The sequence below is a fragment of the Dysosmobacter sp. genome (assembly GCF_034093755.1).
GTDB lineage: Bacteria > Bacillota > Clostridia > Oscillospirales > Oscillospiraceae > Oscillibacter.
Genome location: NZ_JAXEBZ010000036.1, coordinates 1 through 16,436, shown reverse-complemented (window position 1 = coordinate 16,436; position 16,436 = coordinate 1). Strand labels below are relative to the sequence as shown.

General features: G+C 63.5%; 14 protein-coding genes and 3 tRNA genes. 2 read left to right on the top strand and 15 right to left on the bottom strand.

The genetic code is table 11. The features are described from left to right. Positions 1–7: 7 nt before the first annotated feature. The 5 genes from SOX55_RS04770 to SOX55_RS04750 all read right to left on the bottom strand — a co-directional run bounded on the left by SOX55_RS04770 (position 8) and on the right by SOX55_RS04750 (position 6,374). Positions 8–1,189, bottom strand: coding sequence for an efflux RND transporter periplasmic adaptor subunit (locus tag SOX55_RS04770; RefSeq protein ID WP_325286293.1), 1,182 nt, complete (start codon positions 1,187–1,189; stop codon positions 8–10). A gap of 18 nt (positions 1,190–1,207) precedes the next feature. Beyond that, positions 1,208–2,614, bottom strand: a complete 1,407-nt coding sequence (locus SOX55_RS04765) for a TolC family protein (RefSeq protein ID WP_325286292.1) — start codon at positions 2,612–2,614, stop codon at positions 1,208–1,210. Next, on the bottom strand, positions 2,611–3,072 hold the full coding sequence (locus SOX55_RS04760; RefSeq protein WP_325286291.1) for a MarR family winged helix-turn-helix transcriptional regulator: 462 nt from the start codon (positions 3,070–3,072) through the stop codon (positions 2,611–2,613). Before SOX55_RS04760 ends, SOX55_RS04765 begins: the two co-directional genes overlap by 4 nt. A gap of 336 nt (positions 3,073–3,408) precedes the next feature. Next, complete coding sequence (locus SOX55_RS04755; protein ID WP_325286290.1) at positions 3,409–5,079, bottom strand: nucleoside kinase; 1,671 nt, start codon at positions 5,077–5,079, stop codon at positions 3,409–3,411. 152 nt (positions 5,080–5,231) lie between these two features. Continuing rightward, the gene (locus tag SOX55_RS04750) at positions 5,232–6,374 is read right to left on the bottom strand and encodes a PHP domain-containing protein (RefSeq protein ID WP_325286289.1); all 1,143 of its coding nucleotides are present in this window, start codon (positions 6,372–6,374) and stop codon (positions 5,232–5,234) included. A 205-nt stretch (positions 6,375–6,579) separates the two neighbouring features. Between SOX55_RS04750 and SOX55_RS04745 the strand changes: the two genes are divergently transcribed. Next, positions 6,580–7,536, top strand: coding sequence for a hypothetical protein (locus SOX55_RS04745; protein ID WP_325286288.1), 957 nt, complete (start codon positions 6,580–6,582; stop codon positions 7,534–7,536). An 83-nt stretch (positions 7,537–7,619) separates the two neighbouring features. Here the strand turns inward: SOX55_RS04745 and SOX55_RS04740 are convergent, their stop codons facing one another. The 6 genes from SOX55_RS04740 to pdxS form a co-directional block, all read right to left on the bottom strand. Continuing rightward, positions 7,620–8,348, bottom strand: a complete 729-nt coding sequence (locus SOX55_RS04740) for an ABC transporter ATP-binding protein (RefSeq protein WP_325286287.1) — start codon at positions 8,346–8,348, stop codon at positions 7,620–7,622. A 4-nt stretch (positions 8,349–8,352) separates the two neighbouring features. Continuing rightward, the gene (locus tag SOX55_RS04735; RefSeq protein WP_325286286.1) at positions 8,353–10,602 is read right to left on the bottom strand and encodes an ABC transporter permease; all 2,250 of its coding nucleotides are present in this window, start codon (positions 10,600–10,602) and stop codon (positions 8,353–8,355) included. Further along, a complete protein-coding gene (locus tag SOX55_RS04730; protein ID WP_325286285.1) occupies positions 10,577–11,836 on the bottom strand; it encodes an MFS transporter in 1,260 nt (419 codons plus the stop codon). The genes SOX55_RS04735 and SOX55_RS04730 overlap by 26 nt, the downstream gene beginning before the upstream one ends. An 81-nt stretch (positions 11,837–11,917) precedes the next feature. Further along, entirely contained in the window at positions 11,918–12,592 is a 675-nt protein-coding gene (locus SOX55_RS04725) for a TetR/AcrR family transcriptional regulator (protein WP_325286284.1), read from the bottom strand. Between the two features lie 190 nt (positions 12,593–12,782). After that, complete coding sequence (gene pdxT / locus SOX55_RS04720) at positions 12,783–13,361, bottom strand: pyridoxal 5'-phosphate synthase glutaminase subunit PdxT (protein ID WP_325286283.1); 579 nt, start codon at positions 13,359–13,361, stop codon at positions 12,783–12,785. 1 nt (position 13,362) lies between these two features. Beyond that, positions 13,363–14,238 carry a pyridoxal 5'-phosphate synthase lyase subunit PdxS gene (gene pdxS, locus SOX55_RS04715; protein WP_325286282.1) on the bottom strand — a complete coding sequence of 292 codons (876 nt, stop codon included), beginning with the start codon at positions 14,236–14,238 and terminating at the stop codon, positions 13,363–13,365. A 208-nt stretch (positions 14,239–14,446) separates the two neighbouring features. On the opposite strand from pdxS, the gene SOX55_RS04710 reads away from it, so the two are divergent. Next, complete coding sequence (locus tag SOX55_RS04710; RefSeq protein ID WP_325286281.1) at positions 14,447–15,274, top strand: alpha/beta fold hydrolase; 828 nt, start codon at positions 14,447–14,449, stop codon at positions 15,272–15,274. A 123-nt stretch (positions 15,275–15,397) separates the two neighbouring features. Here SOX55_RS04710 and SOX55_RS04705 read toward each other — a convergent pair whose 3' ends face one another. From SOX55_RS04705 to SOX55_RS04690, 4 genes are all read right to left on the bottom strand, one after another. Further along, a complete protein-coding gene (locus SOX55_RS04705) occupies positions 15,398–16,075 on the bottom strand; it encodes a hypothetical protein (RefSeq protein ID WP_325286280.1) in 678 nt (225 codons plus the stop codon). A gap of 63 nt (positions 16,076–16,138) precedes the next feature. After that, a tRNA-Thr gene (locus SOX55_RS04700) sits at positions 16,139–16,214 on the bottom strand. Positions 16,215–16,217: 3 nt separating this feature from the next. After that, positions 16,218–16,294, bottom strand: a tRNA-Asp gene (locus tag SOX55_RS04695). 3 nt (positions 16,295–16,297) lie between these two features. Further along, positions 16,298–16,373: transfer RNA gene (locus SOX55_RS04690), tRNA-Trp, on the bottom strand. Positions 16,374–16,436 lie beyond the last annotated feature (63 nt).

Sequence of the window (16,436 nt, the reverse complement as noted above, 5' to 3'; positions counted from 1 at the left end):
CGGCAGCTCAGTCCTCCCCGCTGACCACGCGGACCGCCGCGCCGTCGCTCAGATAGGACTGGCCCACCGTCACCAGCAGCTCGCCGCCGGTGAGGCCGGAGGTGATCTGGGTGACGCCGGTGCCGGTGAGGCCGGTGGTAACGGGCACGTACTTGGCCGTGCTGCCGTCCACGATGTACACATGCTGTTCCTGGCCGCTGGTGAGGATGGCCTCCGTGGGCACCACCACCACGTTGTCCGCCCGGTCGGTGTGGAAGGTGACGTCGGCGAACATGCCGGACAGCAGCCCCGTCACACCGGAGGGCACCGTCAGCGTCACGGTGTACAGCTGGGTCTGGACGTTGGCCGTCTGCTCCACGGCGCGGATGGTGGCGTCGAAGGTCTGGTTGGCGGCGGCGATGGTGACGCTGGCCTTGTCGCCGATGGTCAGCTTGGGCACCAGCGTCTCGGACACGGACACGGTGATCTTCATCTGGTCCGCGCCGTCAATGGTGGCCACCGGCATGGCGTTGGACACATAGCCGCCCTCGGTGGCGGTGAGGCTCAGCAGCGTGCCGGAGATGGGGGCGATGATGTTGCCGTTGGCGTCCACGTTCTCCATCACGTCGCTCAGCTGCTCCACGCCGGACTTGGCGCTCTCAATGCCCGCCTCCAGCTGGGCCAGGGCGGAGTTGCGGCCCGCCACGGCGGACTTGTAGTTCAGCTCCGCCTGGTCTACCTCCAGCTGGCTGGCGGCGCCGATGTCAAACAGAGCCTTGGTGTTCTTCACGTTGTCCGCGGCCAGGGCCACCTGCTGGTCCAGAATGGCCTTCTGGTCCTGATAGCTCTGGACCGTGGAGCTGTAGCTGATGTTGGCCGCGTTGTAGGAGGCCAGGGTGCCGGCCAGATCCAGGGTGCAGATCTTGTCGCCGGCCTCCACCCGGTCGCCGGCCTCCACGTACACGGCGGTGCACTTGGCGGCGGCCGCCACCATGATGGTGGAGGTGTTCTCCGCCGTCACCTTGCCGGAAACTCTGCTCTCCGTGGCAATGCTGTCGGTGGAGACGGTCTCCACCTGCACCGCCACGCCCTTGTTTTCCTCCGCGTCGGTTTCGGCGGAGGTGCCGCCGGAGGCGCCGCAGCCGGCCAGCAGCGTCATGGACGCGGCCAGGCACAGGGCCGTCAGTCTTTTATGCTTCATCAGATTCATGGTTCTTTTCTCCTCCCGTCAGTTCAGGATTCCGGTGTTCACGGCCCAGCAGTAGGCCCGGTACGCGGTAAACAGGTTATGTTGGGCGGTCTCCACGTCCTTTTCCGCCGCGGCCACCTTGTCCCGGGCGTCCAGCAGCGCGTTTTGGGAGATGGTCCCCTGCTGGTATTTCAGCTCGGAGGCCTGGCAGTTGGCCCGCTCCAGCTCCAACGCCGTCTCCTTGGCGGCAAGGGTCTGGCGGTAGTCCGCCACGGCGCTGAACATGGTGTGGAACTTCAGTTCATAGGACTGCACCGCCGCCTGATAGGTGTACTGGGCGGCCTTCCAGGTGTGCTCGCCGGATACCCGCATGTAGTTGCTGCCGCGGTACTGGTCCCGCACGTCATCCCAGGCCTCTTCCGCCTCGGTGAGGGTCAGCCGGGCGTCGAACATCTCATAGCTCTTCTCTCTGGCGGTCTCCAGATCCTTCTCCGCGTCCATGGCGGCGATCTGATCGTCCGTCACCTGGGGAACGGCCCCCAGCGTCAGAGAGCCGGTGATCTCCGCCCCCACCAGCTGCTCCAGCTGGGCGGTGTAATCGCCGATGTTCCGCTCCAGGGTGGCGATGCCGCTGACCAGGCTGGCCCGGCCGGACTTCACCTGCTGGAGTGTCAGGGCGGAAATCTGGCCCATGGAATACCGCAGCTCCATCTCCTGCAGGGTCCGGTCCACGGAGGCCAGCTGCCGCTGCAGCTCCGCGTGGGAGCTGTTCATCTCCAGCAGCGCCACGTACAGGTTCTCCGCCGCCATGACCATCTGATCCTCGGCGTTGTTCAGCTGGCGCACCACGCCGTCATAGGTCCGCTGGGTCTTGCCGTCGATCAGGTCGTCAAAGGCGCTTTTCAGAGAGGTATAGCTGCTCTGCAGGGAGCTGAAGGTGGCACCCTTCATGCCGATGGCGGACAGCACCGCGTCGGTGTACTCCTCCGGCTTGGTCAGCATCATGAACTTCATGCTGGCAATGCCGTTGAGCTTGTCCCGCATGTTCTTCTCCATCTTCTCGAAGTCGATGGCGTTTACGGAGGCGATGCTCTCATTCAGCGCCTGAATGGTCAGGTTGTTCTCCCGCACCCGGCTTTCCAGGTTGGCGAAGGACAGCGTCCCCGCGGCGTCCGGCTCCGCCACGTCCGGGGTTTCCGCCGCATCCGGGGTCTCCGCCGCGGCAGTCTCTCCTTCAGCGCCGCTCTCCGCCGCCTGCGCCTCACCGGCGGCCGGCGCGGTTTCGGCCTGCTCCGTGTCCGCGGTGCCCTGGGCCGCCGGCTCCTCCGCGGCGGCTGCCGCCGTCTCACCGGCCGCTGCCTCCTCCGCGAAGGCAGCGGTGACAAACAGCCCGCAGCACAGGCTCAGCGTCAGCCCCAGCGCTATGATCCGTCTCATCTGCTTCATGGATGTACCTCCTGCTCTGTTTCCGCTGCGTAACTCCACAGTTTCTCGTAAATCTCCCGGATGCGCCGCATCAGCCGCAGCGCATCCTCCGCGTCCTCTTCTCCCAGCCGCTCCAGAAGCGTCTGGACCTCGTTCACCGCGGCGGCAATGCACTCCTCCGTCCGGCGCCGGCCCTTCTCCATAATAAAAATACGGACCTTCCTCCGGTCCTCCTGGTCGCTTCTCCGCTCAATATATTCCTTCCGCTCCAAAGCGTTGAGTACATTGGCCACCCGGGCGGTGGAAATGTGAAACTCCCGGCTGATGTCTGACGGCGTCACGCCGTCGCCCCGGTAATGGATGTAGCCCAACACCCCCAGCTCACCGCCGGAGACGTCTCTCATGTGCCGGGTCGCCCCTTCCCGGAACAGCTGGGCGAACTCCGACAGCAGGGTCTGGGCCATCTCTCTGGACTCCATGTCCTCCCCCCATCCCAAAATTATCTATCAGCGTTAGCAATCGCCAAGACGTTTTCATTGTACTCAGTTTTTTCCCGTTGTCAATCGATTGAATAACTTCGTAACAATTTCTTCACAAACGGATTTTTTCGGTTATTTTCCGCCTGCAACTGCCGCGGCGGCCCTGTGAAACCGCGCGGCGCCTCCGGCTCCATGCTGATCTGATTGTACCGGAACACGGCTCCGGGGAATAGGTGGTTTTTGCAGGAGGATGTGTCCGTTTTCGATGCGAAAAGACGGAGGAAGCCTTCGGCTCCCTCCGTCTTCATATCTTGCTTTTTCCCTTTCACCCGGGGTTCAGGTCTTGTAGCAGCCGCCGCCGATGAACTCCCGCAGCAGGGAGGTCTTCGGCACATCGTCGGCGGGAATGGGCAGGAAATAGTTGAGGAATTTCAGCAGCCGCTTGGCCTCCACATATTCCTCGCAGTCCCTGGGCACACCGAACAGCAGCGGCTCCACGTAGGGCTTCAGCAGCGCCGTCTCATAGATCAGCGCCGAGTTGAACACCACGTCCGCGCTGTCCTGATAGGGGAAGATGTTATTCTCCTCTCCCTTCCGGACGGAGGGCCACATCTGGATGGTGGCCCGGGCGCTGTAGCCCCGGGTGCGGGCGTCCCGCTCAATGCGCCGCAGCAGCCGGGCGTCGGTGGTGGGGATGCGGTTGTGGTCGTCGATGTTCAGCGTGGTCAGGCAGCTGATGTAGATCTTGTACTTGCTCTCCCGGGGCAGGGCATGGGAGAACTGATCGTTGAGGCAGTGGATGCCCTCGATCACCAGCACGTCCTGCTCTCCCAGCGTCAGATAGTCGCCGTTGTACTCCCGGATGCCCTTTTTGAAGTTGAACTGGGGAATCTCCACCGTCTCGCCGGCCAGCAGCCGCTTCATGTCGCCGTTGAACTGCTCAATGTCCATGGCCCCCAGGCTCTCAAAGTCATACTGGCCGTTTTCGTCCCGGGGGGTGTCGGCCCGGTTTTTGAAGTAGTTGTCGGTGGCGATGGCGTGGGGCCGCATGCCGCAGGCCATCAGCTGGGTGGACAGGCGGTGGGAGAAGGTGGTCTTGCCGGAGGAGGAGGGTCCGGCAATCATGACGAACCGCACGTCCTTCCGCCGGGCGATCTCCTGGGCGATGTCGCCGATCTGCTTTTCCATCATGGCCTCGTGGGACAGAATCATCTGGGTGGCCTTCCCCTCCGCCACAATGTCATTCATCTCCGCCACGTTGGTGATGCCCAGCGCCTCGCCCCGCAGCGTGGCGTCATGCATCTCCCGGAACACCTTCCGGGAGGGCCGGAACTCCGCCAGGTGCTCCGGGTCCTTCTGCCCCGGCAGCTGCAGGACGAAGCCGTCCTCAAAGAGCCGGAGGGCGAACCACTTCAGATACCCGGTGTCCGGCACCATGTAGCCGTAGAAGTAGTCGGAGAAGCCGTCCAGGGTGTAGATGTTCACCCGGGAGTTGATGCGGAAGCTCAGCAGCCGGGCCTTGTCCCGCATTCCCGTCTTTTCAAACAGCTCCACCGCGTCGTCGGTGGGCACGGACCGCTTGTCCAGCGGCAGCGCCAGGGAAACCAGCTCCCGCATCCGCGCTTCCACCCGGTCCAGCAGCGGCTGGTCCGGCGTCAGTGCGCCCTTCACCCGGACAAACAGGGCGTGGCCGATGGAGAACTCCACCGTCACCCGCTCCACGTTCTCCCGGCCCGCCGTGTCGTAAAGCGCCCGCAGCATCAGCAGCACCGCGCTGCGCTCGTAGGTCTGGATGCCCGGCTTGTCCTCCGCCGTCACCATTTTCAGCGTGCAGTCCCGGTCCACCGTCTTGTGCAGCTCGCACAGCTTCCCGTCCCGGTTCACCAGCAGGATGTCATGGGCGTAGTCCTTCTGCACGTCCGCCGCCACGGCGCGGTAAGGGGTCCCGGCGGGATAGCTGCGCTCCACGCCGTCCACCGTCACCTTCCACTGCTTTCCGTTCTCCATAAAAATAGCCTCCTTTCAGGCTGTCTGTCCTGCCGCGCCTGCCGCGGCGCCATATTCCCCTTCAGTATACCAGCTTTCCGCCGGAAAAGCTACCCCCGGAAAACACCCCGGCCCTCCGGCCGGAAAGCCGGAGAACCGGGGTGTCTGTTCCGTCAAATGGTCCGATACCGGCGGGCCATTTCCTCGTCACCGGCCAGCAGGCAGGCGTACTCCGCCTCCCGGCGGATGCGCGCCCGCTCTTCGCCGGAGATTCCGGGGTCCCACGCCGCCCGGTCAGCGGCGGCGCAGGCCTCGTCGCAGAGGGTGCGCGCCGCCGCCTGCGCGGCGGCCGCGTCCCGGTTTTCCAGGGCGGCCATCATCGCCTCCGTCCGCTCTCCCACGGCCGCTTCCGGCGCCCTTCCCGCGGCCCTCCGGGCCTCCAGCAGCGGCGGCAGAATCTCCGCGGCGGGAAATCTGTAATCCAGGGTGCCGCTGTCCCAGCCGTGGAAGTCCGAGGCGGCGGAGCAGCGAAGCGGCGGGCAGCACTTTCCGGCCATCTTCCGCGCGATGCTCTGCTCCTCCGCCGACCACCGCCCGTAAAAGGCCTCCGCCGCCAGGCCCCCGGCGTCGGCAAAGTCCTGCATCAGCTGCCGCACCTCCGGCAGCTCCAGTCCGTAGGACAGGGGGTGGGCCAGAATGGGAATGCCGCCGGCGTCCAGAATGGCCCGGACGCAGTCCGCCAGGGAGTGGTAGACGGCGGGCTTGGGCGTGTAGGCCAGCTTCGGGCCCGGATGGTCGCCGATGTAGCGGTCAAAGACGTCCGCCACCGTTCCTCCCGGCAGAAGCCCCTGGCGCAGAACCTCCCGGGCCACCACAGCCCGCCCGATGTGGTTCTGGGGGTACGCCGCCTGCAGACTGTCAAAATCCCCGGCGAAGGGGAGGCCGCTCCTGCGGAGATTCTCAATCATCCGGTTGACGTACTGCCGCTGCAGCGTCTCGGAAAGGCGGTTGCCTGCCAGGAATCGCTCCATTTCCGCCGTCAGCCGGAAATCCAGCCCGATCACATGGACCTCCAGATTCCTGCGGCTGCCCACGCTGTGGTTGGCGCTGAACTCGCAGCCCTGGAACACGGTCATGTCCGGGAAGCGGCGGCGGACCTCCCGGAGCGTCTCCTCCGGAAGGGCTGCGTTGTGGTCGGTGACGCAGAGGCAGCCGATGCCGTACTGCCGCGCCTGGGTGAGCAGCTCCTGCAGCGGCAGGCAGCCGTCGGACCGATCCGAGTGGAGATGAAAATCGCAATACGGAAGCTGTTTCATGAAATTTCCTCTCTTTCTTCTGGATGGAATCAGCATAGCACGAATCCCTCCGCCGGAGAATTCCGGAACACCGGGGCCGGAAATATTTTTTTCATCCCCTTTTTATTCCGAAACGGCAAAAGGGAATCCGTTTCCGCCGGAAATTTTCGTCGGGCCATTCCCAAACGGGCAGCCGGGTGGTATGCTGTCAGCAGGGAGGGATTCTATGAAAATTCCGCAGGAGAACAGCCGGATGTTCCGGGAAAACACACAGAAAATCGCCGCCTTTTTCGGTCTGAGCGAGCTGTACCTGCTGCAGGACAGCAGCAGGGTCACTCTGCCGGACAACTTTCCGTCCAAAACCACCCTGCACAAGTTTGTGAAGAAGGAGGGGGCGGAGCTTCCGACCCTGAAAACGGTCAACAGCATCGCGGATTTCTGCAACAAGACGTTTTCGTTCACCATCCCCCTGACCGCGGAGGACCTGCTGACCCGGCCGCTGGGGGAGCTGCATCCCCTCTCGGACTGCGGCCGTCAGCCGGAGGATGAAAAGTGGCTGAGCGGGACCCTCTTTTGCTACTACTGCAAGCGGGACTACACGGAGGACCCGAAAAAAGGACAGGCGATCATCCAGGGCGGGCTGCTGCACCTGGCGGAGAAGCCCCAACAGGGCATCCGGAAGGCCTGGCTGGTAATGGGCTTCACGGACGACGGGCAGATGCGGCAGGCCGCCGGGGAGATCTTCGGCACCGGGGCGGAGGACAGCTTTTTCCCCCGTTACCGGCGGTTCCGGGACCGGGCGGCGGAGCCGGAAAAGTCCATCTACTTCTTTGAGGGCACCTTCCGGGACAGCCTTACCCTCATCACCGGCGAACTGAAAAAGCGGAGCGCCGGCCCCGCCGCCCGGTCGGAGTGCCTCTCCCTGTTTCTCCACGGCCACCCCTTCTCCCATCACAAGCGCTACCGCGGCGGGCTGGCTATGGCCCTGCGCTTTGTCCCGGAGCATCAGCTGCTGCAGTCGTTCCGCTTCGGCATTTCCGCCCACCCGCTGGACTGGACCGCCCCCCAGCTTCCCGCCATGCTGATCTCCGGCAGTGAGGACACGATCAGCGTGGACTACAAGGCGGACAACATCTGGTTCCGCTATGCCCTCAAAAAGCACGACAGCTCCGGAGAACCGTAACTGACCCGTCAATAAGGCCCCCGGATTTCCCGCGGCGCGGGAAATCCGGGGGCCTTTCCGGTTTTGGGGAGCGCTGGTGTCTCTCACCAGCCCATTTCCGCCAGCCAGCGGCCCAGGGCCTCCTCCCGCTGCTCCGCCCCGCCTGCCGGGGAGAACTCTCCCCGGATGCTGCCGTCCAGAAGATACAGAATCCTGCCGCACCGGGCAGCCACCCTGCTGTCATGGGTCACCATGAGAACGGTGGTGCCCTCCCGGTTCAGCCGGGTGAACTCCTCCATAACCTCCCGGGCGGCGCTCTGGTTCAGCGCTCCCGTAGGCTCGTCGGCCAGCAGGATTTTCGGCCGGTTGATCAGGCTCCGGCAGATGCAGGCCCTCTGGAGCTGGCCGCCGGACACCTCCGTGATCCTCCGCCGCGCCAGCTCCCCGATGCCCATGGTCTCCATCAGCCGCCGCGCCCTGTCCGCGGCCTCCCGCCCGGCGGCCCTTCCCCTGCTCAGGCGGCAGGCGGGCAGCATGATATTGTCCAGAAGATTCAGGTTTTTCAGCATGTTCATCTGCTGAAACACGAACCCCATCCGGGTGAGCCGGAGCCTTGCCCGCTCATCCTCCGACAGGCCGCACACCTCCGTCCCCTCCAGCCATACCTCTCCGGAATCCGGCCGGTCCATGCCGAACACCTGATAGAGCAATGTGGATTTTCCGGAGCCGGAAGGCCCCATGACGGCCACCATCTCCCCGTCCTCCACGGTGAAACTGATCTTCTTCAGAATTCCATCCTTACACAGGTTTTTCACAGCCAGCAGTTCAGACATCTCTCTATTCCTTTCCCTTACAGCACTCATATGCCCGGACCCGGTCCGCCTCCCGCAGGCCCAGCGCCGCCCCGCAGAGCACGGTGACCGCCGTGATGCCGGGCATCAGGCCCAGCACCACCCCGCAGTCCGGCAGAAACCGGAAGCCCGCCGCGCCCAGCGTCTGCAGCAGCAGCCCCGCCAGGCGCTCTCCCAGCAGATTCCCGGCCAGAATGCCCCCGGCAATTCCGGCCAGCAGCACCGGCAGAAGCCTGCCCAGGTACAGCCGTTTGATCTCGCCCCCTGTAAAGCCCAGGGCCTTTCTCAGGGAAATATCCCGGCGGTCCCGCTCCGTCAGCAGCCGGGTGAACAGCGCCACCACCGTGAACATCACCAGCACCGCCGCCAGAACCGCCACCCGCGCCGCCCCGCGGATCTCCTGAATGGTCTGCCCGTAGGTGTCGGTCACATACTCCTGAATGTCCACGGCCTTCACGGCGATGCCCCGGTCAGACAGGCTGCTGCCGAACCCGGCCAGCCACTGCCCCCTCGGGACGCCGTCTTTCAGCGAGACATAGATCACGCTCCACATCAGCGGTCCGCCGCCGGGCAGGCTGGCCGCCTTGGCCGTCTTTCCGCCGTTGGTGATGTCCGGGTAGATGCCGCAGACCCGGTATTCCCGCGGACGGTCCCCGGCGGAGATCGTCAGCCCGTCCCCCACGGACACTCCCAGTTCCTCCGCCCACAGCCAGGAGAGGGCAATCTCGTCCTCCTGCCGCGGCGCCTGCCCCGCGGCATAGGCCACCGGGAAGACGGTGTGGTCCCCCTGCTCCACCTGCATGCCGGCCCAGGAGCCGTCGGGAAGGGCTACCCGGCAGGAGCCAGTCCGCAGGGCGGTGAAGCGGGCCACCTGCTCCTCCCGGGCCAGCAGCTGCTCCACCCGGGCGGTTTTCTCCCCGATCTCCTCCGTCTGCCGGAGGTCCAGCCGGATTTCCCCGTCCCCGATGCCCATGTAGGTGACAAACCCGGGGTCCGAAATGGTGCTCAGAAGATTCTGAGGCAGAATCATCAGGAAAACGCCCAGGGCAATCACCACCGCCACAATCCCGTACCGGGATGGGAGGCGCCCGCCCTGCCCGTTCAGGGCCTCCACCGCCGTCAGCCGCTCCGCCCGCTTCAGCGTCCGCCGGACGGACAGCAGCAGAATTCCCTCCGTCACCGCGGCGCCGGCCGCCGCCGCCAGAAAGCCGGTCAGCCCGCCGGAAGACGCGCCGTACAGCTCCCGCATCCGGGCGGATACGGCGTCCCGCGCCAGAAACGCCGCCAGCAGGCCCGCCGCGGCGCCCAGGCCGGCCAGCGCCCGGAACTTCAGAAGATACAGCTCCCGGATTTCTCCGTTGGGAATTCCGACGGCCTTGAGCATGCCAATTTCCCGACTGTCCGCCTCCAGCCGGGTCAGCAGCGTAAAGCGGATGCAGAGCATGGAGATCAGCACCAGCACCCCGCTCACCAGGAGAATCACCAGAATCATCAGCCCGTCCGACAGCGCGTTCATCATCCGGATCAGCGGCTTTGTGATGGCCGGTCCGTTGGCGGGCAGACCGGCGTCCGCGTAGGCCGCGGCAAAGGCGGTTGCGTCCGCCCCCTCTCGCAGCAGGAACTCAATCAGGGACTCCTCACTTCCCTGGCTTTTCAGCCGGTCATAGTCCGTCCGGCTCACCAGAAACCGCTTGGAGGACGCCAGCATGGCGTTCATCTGGGAATCCCGCAGAAATCCGGCGATGGTGAGGCTGACGTCCCCGATCCGCACCGCCTCCCCCGTCTCCAGGCCGTACTTCTGCCGGTAGCAGACGGGAACGTAAATCTCTCCGCTCCGGACCTCCTCAATCACCCGGTTCTCCAGGTCCACCAGATAGTCAAACCGCCCGCTCTGCACGCAGACGCCGTTGTCCTGGGTGCTGTCCGCCAGGGAATGGCCGCCCAGCATGAGGTCGCTGTTCTCCAGATTCAGAAAGCGCAGGGTCTGGTAATCCAGCACCTGCTCCTGCTCTCCGGCAAACCGGGCCAGGGCCGCCTCGTCCGCCTCCCCGGCGTGCATCTGCAGGAAATCCGGCGTCCGGGCCGCCGCCATCAGCGTGTCCACCGCGCCCAGCAGCCCCACGGACAGAAGGCAGGTCAGGGCCAGCAGGAAGGCGCTCACCGCCATGAAAAGCCAGGTGGTGACAGCCTGCAGCCGGTTGCCCTTCAGGTCATTCCACAGGATTCTCGTTCTCATTCCCCGCTCCTTTCGTCTCCAGCTCCCGCACCGCCCGGACGGAATACACCGCCAGGGCCATCATCCCCAGCAGCACCCCGGAGGCCATGATGACGGCGGCGGCTCCCCGGCCGACGCCGATCTGAAACCGCTCCCCGATTCCGTCCGCCAGAACGCCGGCCAGGCCGTAGGCCACCACATAGCCCACCTGCGACAAAAAGCCGATGAACCCCCACGCCCTGCCCTGCAGCTCATCGGCGATGTTGGTCCGCACCAGGAAATCCAGGCTGTTGTTGGCCAGGGGCAGCATGGCGAAGAACAGAAATCCGGCGGCGCAGATCAGGCAGAGGTTCTCTTTCAGTCCGAACAGCACCATGGCGGCACCGGCGGCGGCCAGGGAGGCGGACAGCACCTTCAGATACCCTCCCCGAATGCCCCGGACCCCCAGATACACCCCGGAGACCAGCATGCCGGCGGCGGAGACCGTTTCTCCCACCCCCAGGGCGGCGCTGCCGGCGAAGTCCAGAATCAGCGGCTCCGCCAGCACCTGAAAGGCCCCCATCAGGCAGGTGATCACGGAGGCCAGCAGAATCAGGAGGAACACCCCCCGCTTTTCCGTAACGGCCTGCCAGCCCGTCCGCAGGGCGGCGGAAAACGGCTCCCGCTCCGCTGCCCGGGTCTCCAGCCCCTTTCGCACCGCGGCGGTGCAGGCCACCGTCAGGAAGAAGGTGGCAATGTCCAGAACCAGCAGCAGCCGGACGTCCCACACCGTCAGCAGCGCGCCGGCCAGCACCGGGGAGATGAGATACCGGGCGCTTCCCGCAAGGCTGACCATGCCGCCGGCCCGGGAGTACTCCTCCCGGGCCAGGAGGTCCGTCACCGTGGCCCGGTAGGACGGCTCCAGCAGCGAGGAAAAGACCGCGCTGACCGTCACGCCCACGCAGATCTCCGTCAGACTGGCGCCGCCTCCGCACATGCAGAGCAGAATCAGCAGAATCCCGACGGCGGAGCAGCCGTCCCCCGCCATCATCAGCAGCCGCCTGTCATAGCGGTCCGCCAGAACCCCCGCCGGCACGCTGAGCAGCAGCGTGGGCAGGAAGGCCAGAAGGGTGATCAGGGCCATGTCCGCCGCCCGCCCGGTCTGTTCAAACACATAGACCCCCAGGCCGAAGCTGGTCAGTCCGCTGCCCACGGAGGACACCAATTCCCCCGCCCACAGCAGCAAAAACCGCCTGAAATTGCCCTTTCCGCCCATACCTGTCTCCTCCGCTTTTAGACCGACTGTCTGTCGGTTAGAATTCAAAACAGAATGGAAAGCGTGTTTCCAGGCTTTCCATCATGCTTCGTTCCGGTTTCTGTTCTCCCGGCGTCCCGTTCCGCTCTTCCGGAAAATCTCCATGATAGGCTCCTGCAGGCTGCCTTCCGCCATGCCCATGAGCCGCTCCATGTTGTAGATAAACCCGGCGATCTTCCGCTCCCGCCGCTCCGGGCTGAGGCCGGCCGCATTCAGCTCGTCAAACGCCACGTTTGCGTAGAGAATCGCCATCTCCACCACCGATTCCGGATACCGGGTCCGGCAGATTCCCTGCTGGATGCCCTCCTCCACCAGCTCCGTCAGAATGGGGTTGATGCCCGCCAGCAACGTCTCCTGCATCTTCTGATGCATCAGCGCGTTCCGGGGGCGGTGCACCTGCTCCATGATCTCGTGGCCGATTTCCGACTCCACGTTCAGCGACAGAATCGCCTTGGTCAGGCGCTCCAGCACCGGCAGCTCCTTCTGCCGGACGATCTCCCCCGCCCGCCGGGTCAGCCGGCCGGTGATCCGCTGAATCACGCCGTCCAGAATCTCCTCTTTCGATTTGAAATGGTAGTAAAGGGTGCCTCTGGCAATGCCCACCGCCTCCAGAATGTCCCCTGTGCTGGTGTTGTCAAAGCCCCTGGCGGCAAACAGCTTCTCCGCCGCGTCCAGGATTTCCTCTCTCCGCTCTTCCGCTTCCTTTACAATCCGCATATTCCTCTTCCTTTACCGACTGTCTGTCGGTTGCACTATACCGGATTTTTCGGGAAATGTCAACCCCGCCGTGCCTGTACCCCGGGAAGGTGTCCAGCGCCACCGCGTGGATGCTGCAGAAGATGGACTTTTCCAGGTTGGGGTTGTCCCGCTTCAGGCGGCGGATCAACTCCGCGTCCCGCCGGAGGCCTCAGGCGCACCGTCTCCGCTCCGCAATCATCCACAGGAAATAGCTGTGAATGGCCGTGTCCTCATTCAGCTCCGGATGGAAGGCGGTCACCAGCTGATTTCCCTGCCGGGCCGCCACAATCCTGCCGTCCACGGCGGCCAGCACCTGGGTGCTGCCGGAGACGGATGCGATATAGGGCGCGCGGATAAAGGTCATGGGCACAATGTCCACCCCCTTGCAGGGGGCCTCCGTGTAAAAGCTGCCCAGCTGCCGGCCGTAGGCGTTGCGCCGGACGGCGATGTCCATGGTGGCGAAGCAGGGCACGCCGCCCTCCACCTCCCTGGCCAGCAGAATCAGTCCCGCGCAGGTGCCGAACACCGGCAGCCCCGCCGCGATGCGGTCCCGCAGGGGCTGAAACAGCCCCAGGTCCCGCAGCAGATTCCCCATCACCGTGCTCTCGCCGCCGGGGAGAATCAGCCCGTCGAAGGGCCGCTCCAGGTCCCGGGGCTGGCGGATTTCAAAATGGTCCACCCCCAGCCGGTCCAGCGTGGCGGCGTGCTCCGCAAAGGCCCCCTGCAGGGCCAGAATGGCAACCGTCATCTCACTTCCCCCGTTCCGCCATCAGCAGGGCGATCTCCTGCTCGTTGATGCCCACCATGGCCTCGCCCAGGTCGGTGGACAGCTCCGCGATGCGCCTGGCGTCGGTGTAGTTGGTGACGGCCTGGACGATGGCGGCGGCCCGCCTGGCGGGATCGCCGGACTTGAAGATGCCGGAGCCTACGAACACGCCCTCGGCCCCCAACTGCATCATCAGGGCCGCGTCAGCGGGAGTGGCCACGCCGCCGGCGGCGAAGTTCACCACCGGCAGCCGGCCGTTTTCATGGACATACCGCAGAAGCTCCACCGGTCCCTGCAGCTGCTTGGCCGCCTCGAACAGCTCGTCCTCCCGCAGGTTCTGCACCCGGCGGATTTCCGCGTTCATTGCCCGCATGTGGCGCACCGCCTGCACCACGTCGCCGGTTCCCGGCTCGCCCTTGGTGCGGATCATGGACGCGCCCTCGGCGATGCGCCGCAGCGCCTCCCCCAGGTCCCGGGCGCCGCAGACGAAGGGCACCTTGAATTTGGTCTTATCGATGTGGTACACATCGTCGGCGGGAGACAGGACCTCGCTCTCGTCGATGTAGTCGATCTCGATGGCCTCCAGAATCTGGGCCTCCACAAAGTGGCCGATGCGGCACTTGGCCATGACGGGGATGGAAACAGCCTCCTGAATGCCCCGGATCATCTTGGGGTCGCTCATGCGGGACACGCCGCCGGCGGCCCGGATGTCCGCCGGGATGCGCTCCAGCGCCATGACGGAGCAGGCGCCGGCAGCCTCGGCAATCCTCGCCTGCTCCGGCATGGTCACGTCCATAATGACGCCGCCCTTGAGCATCTGGGCCAGTTCCTTGTTCAGTTCATATCTTGTCTTTCCCATAATATCTATTTACATCCAAGGTTTATTGGTAAATAGATCATATTACAATCTGACCTCATGAAAATAGCCAGTTTTATACTTTTTTATAAGGTCAGGCGCCGCTGTTTGCCTGCTGCCGCCTGAAAAACCTCTTGCCAAAGCCATCCGGATGCGGTATTATCCTAATAATCCCATAGGGTTAATATGTATTATACAGGAGGGGAAGCAGATGGCAAAGAACCGTCTGGAAAGCAAATACGTCACCGTGGCTCCCGGCGTGGAGCTGCACTTCTGGGAAAAGGGCGAGGGAAAGCCCCTGGTATTCATTCCCGGGCTCACCTTCTCCGGCGAGATTTTCAAAGCGCAGATGGAGCATTTCTCCTCTGCCTACCGGGTGATCGCCATGGATCCCCGTGGCCAGGGCTATTCCTCCAAAACCGTGGACGGCAACGACTACCTGACCCACGGCCGGGACGTGGCGGCGCTGATGGACGCCCTGGGGCTGGAGGACGTTGTGCTCATCGGCTGGAGCACCGGAAATCTGGACACCTGGAGCTACGTGCAGCAGTTCGGGAAAGACCGGCTGCGGGGCGTGGTGACCATCGACATGTCGCCGCTGCCTCTGTCGCCTGATCCGGCCTGGTGGACGGAGGGCACCATTGAGGAGCTGTCCGCCGTGGCCACCCAGCTGCTGACCTCTCCCGAGGGGTCCCGGGGCTTTTTCAGCGAGTACGCCACCGGCGTGATGATTCAGCACGAGATGGAGCCGGCGGAGCTGGACTATCTGCTGGACATGTCCGCCCGCACACCCTACTGGATCTGCAGGGCCCTGTTCTGCGACGCCATTTTCTCCAACTTCCTGGACACCGCGAAGGATGTGGGTGCCTCCATGCCCAGCCTGATGTTCATCGCCGAGCACTGGCAGGACGTGGCCAAGCCCTTTGTGGAAACCCAGCTGCCCGGCTATGAAACCTGCGTGATGGGCGGCCACCTGATGTTCTATGAGTATCCCGAGCAGTGGAACGGCGTGCTGGAGGAATTCCTGCAGCGCCTGTAAACCCAAATTTTGTAAACCGGAAATTCATACAGTCCGGCGGTACCACCGCGACAGGGACCCGCAGACGTACAATGACCAGAACGAAAAACCAGGGAGCATCATGCTTCCTGGTTTCTGTAGGATTCATTTCAAAAACACTTTATATTTCTTTCCGCATTTTTCGCAGGAGACAGGCATACTTTCGCCTGTATACAAAAGGAAAATCTCATCGTTCTGCTCCAGGGTGACTTCATTGCCGCATTCGCAACGGCACACAGGGACAGGAGAAAGCGCCGCAGCTTCTTCTTCAATATAAACACTGGCTGCATCCAGATCGATCACTTCAGGCTCATCCAGCGGAACCTCCGTCACAAGATCGCCGTTACCGCTGTTGAGAATATAGTGCGGGCATTTCCGCAATTCTTCATATTCCTCTTCAGAGTATCCCTGATAAACCTCGCTGAACTCCGCATAATCATCAAATTCATCCGCATGCAGAATCAGATACCAGCAAGAGGATTGGACAGACAGGATGCCGTTTTCGTACTTGATGAGGAAGTCCATGTATTCACCGGCACTCTCGCTTGTATCAACCGTACCGGAAATCGTCAGGGAGGAAAGATCCGGAGCGTTCCTGACCATCAGCTCAGCAAGTTTGACCACATCCTGAACCCATACGAATTGATAGCTTCCTTCAATTGTGATGCAATCTTTTCCCATCAGGGATTCATCCTGAAACGCGGCGGCCAAAACAGCGGTTGCCTTTTTGATTTCATCTTCCGCTCCGGCCAACTTGATGGTGTAATCTGAGCAAGCGTGCATACAATATCCTCCAATTCATGTAATGAAAAAACCCTTGAAACCATTGCGGTTTCAAGGGTTTTCTGGAGCTGCTGACCAGATTTGAACTGGTGACCTCATCCTTACCAAGGATGCGCTCTACCGACTGAGCTATAGCAGCAAATGGCGACCCGGATGAGGCTCGAACTCACGACCTCTAGCGTGACAGGCTAGCGTTCTAACCAACTGAACTACCGGGCCATATGGCAGGGGCAGAAGGATTCGAACCCTCGGCACGCGGTTTTGGAGACCGCTGCTCTACCAGCTGAGCTATACCCCTATCTCGCTTGCGGAGACCCGTCCGGCGATACCATAAATGGTGGGCCTTCAGGGACTTGAACCC

Bases quoted from the DNA above. Each gene is read 5' to 3' on its own strand.
- SOX55_RS04765 (WP_325286292.1), bottom strand. From the start codon at position 2,614: ATGAAGCAGATGAGACGGATCATAGCGCTGGGGCTGACGCTGAGCCTG.
- pdxS (WP_325286282.1), bottom strand. From the start codon at position 14,238: ATGGGAAAGACAAGATATGAACTGAACAAGGAACTGGCCCAGATGCTC.
- SOX55_RS04710 (WP_325286281.1), top strand. From the start codon at position 14,447: ATGGCAAAGAACCGTCTGGAAAGCAAATACGTCACCGTGGCTCCCGGC.
- SOX55_RS04750 (WP_325286289.1), bottom strand. From the start codon at position 6,374: ATGAAACAGCTTCCGTATTGCGATTTTCATCTCCACTCGGATCGGTCC.
- SOX55_RS04730 (WP_325286285.1), bottom strand. From the start codon at position 11,836: ATGGGCGGAAAGGGCAATTTCAGGCGGTTTTTGCTGCTGTGGGCGGGG.
- SOX55_RS04760 (WP_325286291.1), bottom strand. From the start codon at position 3,072: ATGGAGTCCAGAGAGATGGCCCAGACCCTGCTGTCGGAGTTCGCCCAG.
- SOX55_RS04725 (WP_325286284.1), bottom strand. From the start codon at position 12,592: ATGCGGATTGTAAAGGAAGCGGAAGAGCGGAGAGAGGAAATCCTGGAC.
- SOX55_RS04740 (WP_325286287.1), bottom strand. From the start codon at position 8,348: ATGTCTGAACTGCTGGCTGTGAAAAACCTGTGTAAGGATGGAATTCTG.
- SOX55_RS04755 (WP_325286290.1), bottom strand. From the start codon at position 5,079: ATGGAGAACGGAAAGCAGTGGAAGGTGACGGTGGACGGCGTGGAGCGC.
- SOX55_RS04735 (WP_325286286.1), bottom strand. From the start codon at position 10,602: ATGAGAACGAGAATCCTGTGGAATGACCTGAAGGGCAACCGGCTGCAG.
- SOX55_RS04770 (WP_325286293.1), bottom strand. From the start codon at position 1,189: ATGAATCTGATGAAGCATAAAAGACTGACGGCCCTGTGCCTGGCCGCG.
- pdxT (WP_325286283.1), bottom strand. From the start codon at position 13,361: ATGACGGTTGCCATTCTGGCCCTGCAGGGGGCCTTTGCGGAGCACGCC.
- SOX55_RS04705 (WP_325286280.1), bottom strand. From the start codon at position 16,075: ATGCACGCTTGCTCAGATTACACCATCAAGTTGGCCGGAGCGGAAGAT.
- SOX55_RS04745 (WP_325286288.1), top strand. From the start codon at position 6,580: ATGAAAATTCCGCAGGAGAACAGCCGGATGTTCCGGGAAAACACACAG.